Source organism: Mycolicibacterium llatzerense (assembly GCF_025331195.1).
GTDB lineage: Bacteria > Actinomycetota > Actinomycetes > Mycobacteriales > Mycobacteriaceae > Mycobacterium > Mycobacterium llatzerense.
This window is the reverse complement of the sequence record NZ_LXOV01000001.1, coordinates 975,490-983,931: the sequence shown is the minus strand read 5'-3', so window position 1 is coordinate 983,931 and position 8,442 is coordinate 975,490. Positions and strand designations below refer to the sequence as shown.

The 8,442-nt window shown below is 67.1% G+C and carries 6 protein-coding genes; 5 read left to right on the top strand and 1 reads right to left on the bottom strand.

Annotated features, from left to right (window positions below; translation table 11 throughout):
* Positions 1 to 31: 31 nt before the first annotated feature.
* Entirely contained in the window at positions 32 to 835 is an 804-nt protein-coding gene (gene trmB / locus A7G45_RS05050) for a tRNA (guanosine(46)-N7)-methyltransferase TrmB (RefSeq protein WP_071288484.1), read from the bottom strand.
* A gap of 90 nt (positions 836 to 925) precedes the next feature.
* Between trmB and A7G45_RS05045 the strand changes: the two genes are divergently transcribed.
* From A7G45_RS05045 to A7G45_RS05025, 5 genes are all read left to right on the top strand, one after another.
* The gene (locus A7G45_RS05045) at positions 926 to 1,951 is read left to right on the top strand and encodes a hypothetical protein (protein WP_260934438.1); all 1,026 of its coding nucleotides are present in this window, start codon (positions 926 to 928) and stop codon (positions 1,949 to 1,951) included.
* A gap of 217 nt (positions 1,952 to 2,168) precedes the next feature.
* A complete protein-coding gene (locus A7G45_RS05040) occupies positions 2,169 to 3,998 on the top strand; it encodes a phosphoenolpyruvate carboxykinase (GTP) (RefSeq protein ID WP_043391155.1) in 1,830 nt (609 codons plus the stop codon).
* A gap of 596 nt (positions 3,999 to 4,594) precedes the next feature.
* Positions 4,595 to 5,869: a calcium:cation antiporter family protein gene (locus A7G45_RS05035; protein ID WP_260937983.1), complete on the top strand. Its 1,275-nt coding sequence runs from the start codon at positions 4,595 to 4,597 to the stop codon at positions 5,867 to 5,869.
* Between the two features lie 43 nt (positions 5,870 to 5,912).
* Positions 5,913 to 7,430: a fatty-acid--CoA ligase FadD4 gene (gene fadD4 / locus A7G45_RS05030; RefSeq protein ID WP_260934435.1), complete on the top strand. Its 1,518-nt coding sequence runs from the start codon at positions 5,913 to 5,915 to the stop codon at positions 7,428 to 7,430.
* A gap of 1 nt (position 7,431) precedes the next feature.
* Positions 7,432 to 8,430: a MaoC family dehydratase gene (locus A7G45_RS05025; RefSeq protein WP_260934433.1), complete on the top strand. Its 999-nt coding sequence runs from the start codon at positions 7,432 to 7,434 to the stop codon at positions 8,428 to 8,430.
* Positions 8,431 to 8,442: the final 12 nt, after the last annotated feature.

The following is an 8,442-nucleotide window of genomic DNA, read 5'->3' as shown; positions in this document are numbered from 1 at the left end:
GGCTTGACCTGTGGGATGGCCTCGGTGATGGTCACTCCGGCTTCTCCCAGATGAGCTCGGTGATGGGACTGCCCATCCGCATGCCCCGCGCCTCGTATTTGGTGGTGGGCCGCTGCACCGAGATGGGCAGGTCGGCGTCGACCGAGGTGCGCTTCAACGTCGGCTCGGCATCGCCCACCTCGGCGATCTGCACGGCGTAGTCGGCGTGGTCGGTGGCCGCGTGCAGGATGCCGCCCGGCTTGAGGCGGCTCGAGATCAGCGCCACGGTCTCCGCCTGCAGCAGCCGGCGCTTGTGGTGCCGGGCCTTGGGCCAGGGGTCGGGGAAGAACACGCGGACCGCCGTGAGGCTGCCCGGCGCGATCATGTGTTCCAGCACGTCGACGCCGTCGCCGCGGACGAATCTCACATTCGTCAGGCCGGCCCGGTCGACGCCGCCGAGCAGTTGGGCCATGCCCTTGCGGTAGACCTCGACCGCGATGACGTCCAGGTGCGGTTCTTCTTGCGCCATTGCCAGCGTCGAGATGCCGGTGCCGCTGCCGATCTCCAACACGACGGGTGCGGTGCGGCCGAACCAGGCGGCGGTATCGATCAGCGGCGCGGGTTCGCCGTCCTCGGACCGGGCGACTTTGCCCAGTTCAGGCCAGCGACGGTCCCACGTGCTCTGTTGACCGGTGGACAGGCTCGACCGGCGGGACCGGAAGCTGGTGACGCGCCGGTGCTGGTGTGCGGGGGCCGCCGTGGTTTCGGAGACGGACTCGAAATCGGCCGCCGAGGCGCCGGCCGACGAGGCAGCGTCGTCCTCGCGCTGGGCATACATCCGTCCATCGTCTCTCATCTGGCCGTGAGAGCCCGCATCGTGGTGCAGATTGATACCCAACAGTTGCCTGAAAAACGGCGTCGGTCACACCTGCGCGGAGGTGCGACGATGGCATCGGGCGGGCATCTGGGGGGCGTGTTGTCAGGGGATGTTTGGCAGCGGTTCACCGCTGCGCTGGACGAGTTGGTGACGGACGTTCCGGGCCTGGCGCACGTCGTCTCCGGTCCCGATGCCGGTGATGCTGCCGGCCGGTACCGGGCGATTTGTGTGGCGATGAGTGAAATCGCCTTGGCTGCAACAGAATTGGATGACGACTGCGTGCGGCGCTGGCTGACGTCCGACGCGACGGCGGCACTCGTCACCGCGTCCGCTGCCGCAGCACTGGCAGCCGACGGCCTCGTCGTCGACCCGGCCATGGACGCCGACGCCCATCTGCGCCGGGCGCTGCACTGGCGCCGCTACAGCCGCCGTACCACCGACGACCTGCACCGTCGCTGCGCCGCCGACATCAGCCGGGGCTCGCTGCGGTTACTCGCGCAGTCCGGCGCGTGGCCCGGGACGTCCCGGCTGGAACTGCAGCGGCTCCGGCTGGAGCTGGTGCGGGAGACCCGCCGGCGGTACGACGACGTGCGTGCCGACCTGCTCAGCAGGGTGCCGTCCGGCCGGGATGCGGCTGAGGGCTTCGAGGCCGATGCCCGCGACCGGCTGGCCGCGGTCGCCGACGGGGTTCGCGAAGCCACTGTTGCCGCGCTGGGCGGCCTCGTCCCCGGGCGGCGATGGCCACCGCCCGAGGTCACGGGCCCGGTGCTGGCCCAGCGCGCCGACGAGATGTGGTTGGGAATCGTGCTGGGCGCGGGTTTCGGCCTGGGGGCGGCATTGGGGCTGGCCAGGATGGCGACCGGGGTGGCCGGGGTGCCCGACGGGATCGGTGGGGTAATGGGATTGGCCCTGGGCCTGGCGCTGACCATGACCGTCATCGGCGTCCGCGCACGGCTGCATCGTCGGGCGATGCTGGACCGCTGGGTCGGGACGGCTGTCGCGGCGGCGCGGCAGGCGACCGAGGAGGAACTGGCGTACCGGTTACTGGAGGTCCAGGCGGGCCTGGCGTCCGCAGATCACAAAACGAGAAATTGAGCGATTTTGGAATTGTGCGGAGCGAGGCTCTCGCGCTACTGACCGGTAACCGTCCGTCACCCGCCCCGAATCGCGGTACCAGCGGATACAGGACTGCCGATTGAGCTTTCTGAATCGTTCTTGTGAGAGATCGGACAGCCGCCCGATTGTCCACTTGTATGTCACTCACGTTAACCTCTAAAGAGGTATAGCTGCGATTTGCGAGCAGGAGAATTTGATGACCTCAGCGACCATTCCCGGTCTCGACGCCGCTCCGACCACTCACGCCGGGCTGCTGGCCTGGGTGCGTGAAGTTGCGGAGCTGACTCAGCCAGACCGGGTCATGTTCGCCGACGGCTCGGCCGAGGAGTACGACCGCCTCGCCGCTCACCTCGTCGCGGCAGGCACCTTCCAGAAGCTGAACGACGAGAAGCAGCCGAATTCGTATCTCGCGCTGTCGGATCCGTCGGACGTCGCGCGCGTCGAGTCGCGGACCTTCATCTGCTCGGAGCGCGAAGAGGACGCCGGCCCCACCAACAACTGGATGGCCCCGGCCGAGATGCGCGGCATCATGACCGACCTCTACCGCGGCAGCATGCGCGGCCGCACGATGTGGGTCGTGCCCTTCTGCATGGGCCCGCTGGACGCCGAGGACCCCAAGCTCGGTGTCGAGATCACCGACTCGGAGTACGTCGTCGTCTCGATGCGCACGATGACCCGCATGGGCGCCAAGGCGCTGGCCAAGATCGGCGACGACGGCTTCTTCGTCAAGGCGCTGCACTCCATCGGTGCGCCGCTGGAGCCGGGCCAGCAGGACGTGCCGTGGCCCTGCAACGAGACCAAGTACATCACCCACTTCCCCGAGACCCGCGAGATCATGAGCTACGGCTCGGGCTACGGCGGCAACGCGCTGCTGGGCAAGAAGTGCTACTCGCTGCGCATCGCCTCGGCCATGGCGCACGACGAGGGCTGGCTCGCCGAGCACATGCTGATCCTCAAGCTGATCTCCCCGGAGAACAAGGCCTACTACGTCGCCGCGGCGTTCCCGTCGGCGTGCGGCAAGACCAACCTCGCGATGCTGCAGCCCACCATCCCGGGCTGGCGCGCCGAGACCGTCGGTGACGACATCGCCTGGATGCGCTTCGGCAAGGACGGCCAGCTGTACGCCGTCAACCCCGAGTTCGGCTTCTTCGGCGTCGCGCCGGGTACCAACTGGTCGTCGAACCCGAACGCCATGAAGACCATCGCCGCCGGCAACACCGTCTTCACCAACGTCGCCAAGACCGACGACGGTGACGTCTGGTGGGAGGGCCTGGAAGGCGAGCCCGAGCACCTGATCGACTGGAAGGGCCAGGACTGGATCCTCCGGGAGACCGAGACCAAGGCCGCGCACCCGAACTCGCGCTACTGCACCCCGATCTCGCAGTGCCCGTCGGTCGCCCCCGAGTGGGACGACCCGCAGGGTGTGCCGATCTCGGCGATCCTGTTCGGTGGCCGTCGCAAGACGACGGTGCCGCTGATCACGCAGGCCCGCGACTGGCAGCACGGTGTGTTCATCGGTGCCACCCTGGGCTCCGAGCAGACCGCGGCCGCCGAGGGCAAGGTCGGCACCGTGCGCCGCGACCCGATGGCCATGCTGCCGTTCCTGGGCTACCACGTCGGTGACTACTTCCAGCACTGGATCAACATCGGCAAGAACGCCGACGAGTCCAAGATGCCGAAGATCTTCTTCGTCAACTGGTTCCGCCGTGGCGACGACGGCCGCTTCCTGTGGCCGGGCTTCGGCGAGAACAGCCGGGTGCTGAAGTGGGCCATCGAGCGCATCGAGCACCAGGCCGAGGGCAAGAGCACCCCGATCGGCATCGTTCCCACCGCCGCTGACCTGGACCTTGAGGGTCTGGACGTGTCGGCCGCCGACGTCGACGAGGCGCTGGCCGTGCGTGTCGACGAGTGGCAGAACGAGCTGCCGCTGATCGAAGAGTGGTTCGAGTTCGTCGGCGAGAAGCTGCCCACCGGCATCAAGGACGAGTTCGACGCCCTCAAGCACCGCTTGGCTGAAGAGGCCTAAGGCTTCTCCCCGCACAAACACACAACCCCCGTCTCCCAGGAGATCGGGGGTTTTGTGTATTTGTGGGGGTGGTTCCGGCCCGAATGCGCAGTTGGATCGCGGATCCGGCGCTGCAGGCGCGCTGTGCGCACGCTCGTGGCGGGACCGCCGCGGTGTGACCCGCTGATGGGATGGAATCTGCTCGCCCGAAGTAGAACCGCGGTAAAACAAGTCCCCAGCGTCAATCACCAGGCGCGCGCCACCGCCGTGACTGAACCCAGGTACTTTTTCTGGGCGCCAGCGGTCCCTGGGTGCAATAACCACCGGCACATCGCCACCGCGATTGCACTCACGGACTTTCTCGCCGGGATCTGGCCACTGACACCACTCACGACAACATCGGCGGACACCGCTCGGCTGTTCGGCACGCTCCACGTACGGTCGTCAGCTTCTCACCACATTCGATCTTGATTAGCCACACATTCAAGTTAAGGTGACCGAACTTGAAACATTCAGGACGCTGACCAGCAAATTCAGTACCGCAATCCACAGCAATTCGTAGCAACACTAAGTTGCTGAGCCGATTTTTGGTGCGTACCGTCTGCGACGTGACCAGCATCCGATCAGCCAGCCCGACCGCGCGTCGGCCGCTTGTGCGATCCCTGCTGCTGGCCGCTGTGTTCGTCGCGCCGGCGGTGGCATTGCGCCTCTCGGGCGTGCACCCGAACCCCGTCGTCTCGCTGCTGGCCTACGGCGCGGCCGTCGTCGCCGCCAGCTTCGTGCTGGCCTGGGCGGCGGAAGCGGCGCAGGTCGACGTGTCCGGTGGCCTCGCCATCGCCGTGCTGGCCCTGATCGCGGTGCTGCCCGAGTACGCCGTCGACCTCTACTACGCCTACGTCGCCGGCCACAACGCCGAGTACGTGCAGTACGCCGCCGCCAACATGACCGGCTCCAACCGGCTGCTCATGGGTATCGGCTGGCCGGTCGTGGTGATCGTCGGGCTGTACGTCGCGCGGCGCATGTCGGCGGACCAGACCAGCAAATCGATGCTCGCGCTGGAACCCGGCAACCGGGTCGAGCTGGGCTTCCTGCTCATCGCCGGACTCGTCGCGTTCATCATCCCGACCACCGGCCGCATCCACCTGGTGCTCGGCGTCGCGATGCTGGCCTGGTTCGGCTTCTACCTGTACAAACTGACTCGCGGCGAGCCCGAAGAGCCTGAGCTCGTCGGTACGGCCGCGGCCATCGGCGCCCTGCCGGACCGGACCCGCCGGATCACCGTCGTGACGCTGTTCGTGGTGTCCGGAGCCGTCATTCTGATGTGCGCGGAGCCGTTCGCGAACAGCCTGATCAACGCCGGTACCGAACTGGGCGTCGACCGGTTCCTGCTGGTGCAGTGGCTGGCGCCGCTGGCCTCGGAGGCGCCGGAGTTCATCATCGCGACGATCTTCGCCGCGCGGGGCAAGAGCACCGCGGCGATCGCCATGCTCATCTCGTCCAAGGTCAACCAGTGGACGCTGCTGATGGGCTCGCTGCCCATCGCCTACGTGGCCGGTGGTGGTGCTGGTGCACTCGTTCTTGATGGCCGGCAGATCGAAGAAGTGCTGCTGACTGCCACCCAGACCATGATGGGCGTCGCCCTCATCCTGTCGCTGCGCTTCCACCGGGCGACGGCGTGGCTGCTGTTGGCGCTGTTCGTGGTGCAGTTCCCGATCACCTCGACCACCGGCCGGCTGGTGCTGTGCGGCATCTACGGTGCGCTGACGGTCGTGGGCCTGATCATCAACCGTCGCCATGTCGCCGCGACGATGCGGGCGCCGTTCGCCTCGTCGGACCACGATGCCGGCGAGTCCACGATCGACGGTAGGGAACTGATTCCCGCCGGTCACTGACACCACTTGACAGGTGTCAAGTTGTCTGTCGTAGAGTGCCGTCATGCAGATTCGCCAGCACGTGGGCAATGGAAAACCGGCCGTCATCCTGCACCCGTCGGGCACCGTGGTGACATTCGACGAACTCGAGGCCCGTGCCAACCGGCTGGCACACCACTTCCGCGCCAATGGACTCGTCGAGGGTGACGTCGTCGCCATCCTCATGGAGAACAACGAGCACATGCATGCCGCGATGTGGGCGGCTCGGCGCAGTGGCCTGTACTACGTGCCGATCAACATCCACCTGACGGCGGCCGAAGCCGCGTACATCATCGAGAACAGCGGAGCCACCGCGGTGATCGGCTCGGCGGCCCTGAGCGACACCTGCGCCGGCCTGGCCGAGCACCTCGACGGCGGACTGCCCAAGCTGCTCCTCATCGCCGGCGGCGAACTGCCGGGCTGGGACAGCTACCCGGAATGCGTTGCTTCCCAACCTGACACACCGATCGCCGACGAGATCGAAGGCGACCTGCTGCAGTACTCGTCGGGCACCACCGGCCGCCCCAAGGGCATCAAACGGGAGCTGACGCACCTGCCGCCCGCCGAGGTGCCCGGACTGATGAAGATGCTGATGAGCTTCTGGCTGCCCAAGGATGCCGTCTACCTCAGCCCCGCGCCGCTGTATCACACGGCGCCGTCGGTGTGGTCGATGCAGATTCAGGCCGAGGGCATCACCACCGTCGTGATGGAGAAGTTCGACGCCGAGGGCTGTCTGGACGCCATCGCGCGCTACGGCATCACGCACGGTCAGTTCGTGCCCGTGATGTTCACCCGGATGCTGAAACTGCCGCAGTCCGTGCGGGATTCCTACGATCTGTCGTCGCTGCAACGCGTCATGCACGCGGCCGCCCCGTGCCCGGTCGAGATCAAGAAGCAGATGATCGACTGGTGGGGGCCCATCGTCGACGAGTACTACGCCTCGTCCGAAGCGATCGGCTCCACCCTGATCACCGCCGAGGACTGGCTGACGCATCCAGGGTCGGTCGGCAAGCCGATGCTGGGCGTCCTGCACATCCTCGACGAGGAGGGGAACGAGCAGCCGCAGGGCGTGCCCGGCGAAATCTACTTCGAGGGCGGGAACACCTTCGAGTACCTGGACGACGCCGAAAAGACCGCGGCTTCACGGGATCAGCACGGCTGGGCCACCGTCGGCGACATCGGCTACCTCGACGAGGACGGCTACCTCTACCTCACCGACCGGCGCCACCACATGATCATCAGTGGCGGCGTGAACATCTACCCGCAGGAAGCGGAGAACGTCCTGGTCACCCATCCCAAGGTGATGGACGCCGCGGTGTTCGGCATTCCGGATGCCGAGATGGGCCAGAGCGTGAAAGCGGTTGTGCAGACCGTGGATCCGGCCGACGCCACCCGCGAGTTCGGCGGCGAACTGCTGGCCTGGCTGCGGGACCGGCTGACGCACTACAAGTGCCCGCGATCCATCTCCTTCGAAGAGCAACTGCCGCGGACGGACACCGGCAAGTTGTACAAGCAATCGCTCATCGAAAAGTACTCTGTCTGACATGTCGGGCCAAACCACTGCTGGTGGACCATTTTTCGAGGATCTCGGCGTAGGGCAGGTCTTCGACTGGGCGCCGGGTATGACGCTCACGGACGGCGCGGCGGCGGTACACCAGGCGATCCTCGGCGATCGTATGCGGCTGCCGCTGGACGCCGGATTGTCTGCGGCAGTCACCGGATCAGCGCGGGCACTGGCGCATCCGGCGCTGGTCTGTGACGTCGCGATCGGTCAGTCCACGCTGGTGACCCAGCGGGTCAAGGCGAATCTGTTCTACCGCGGCCTGCGGTTCCATCGCTTCCCGCATATCGGCGACACCATCAGCACGCGAACCGAAGTGGTTGGCCTCAAACAGAATTCGGCCAAGCCGGGTAAGCCGCGCACCGGGTTGGCCGCGCTGCGGATGATCACCATCGACCAGGACGGCCGCACGGTGCTCGATTTCCACCGGTGTGCCATGCTGCCGTTGCGCGACGACGCCGCCGACACCGGCCGCGCCGACGACCTCAGCACCATCGGCGCCGACGTGCCGGGCCTGCCGGACCCCGCCGCGGAGTGGAACGTCGACGCCTGGCGGTCCGCGGTGCCCGGCCCGCAGTTCGATCCGGCACTCGCCGGCCAGCTGCTGACGAGCACCGCCGATGTTGTCAGCAGCGCCCCGGAGCTGGCCCGGCTGACACTCAATATCGCTGCCACGCACCATGATTCGCGGGTGGCGGGCAGTCGCCTGGTGTACGGCGGGCACACCATCGGCCTCGCGCTGGCACAGGCCACGCGGCTGTTGCCGAACATCGTCACCGTCCTCGGCTGGGAGTCCTGCGACCACACCGGACCTGTGCACGAGGGCGACACCCTCTACAGCGAGCTGCACATCGAGGCGGCCCACGCGTCGTCGTCGGGCCGCGGCGGCACGCTGGACCTGCGGTCGGTGGTGTTCGCGGCCGCCACCGACGGCCCGGACCGGCAGGTACTGGACTGGCGGTTCAGCGTCCTGCAGTTCTGAGCATTGTCAGAA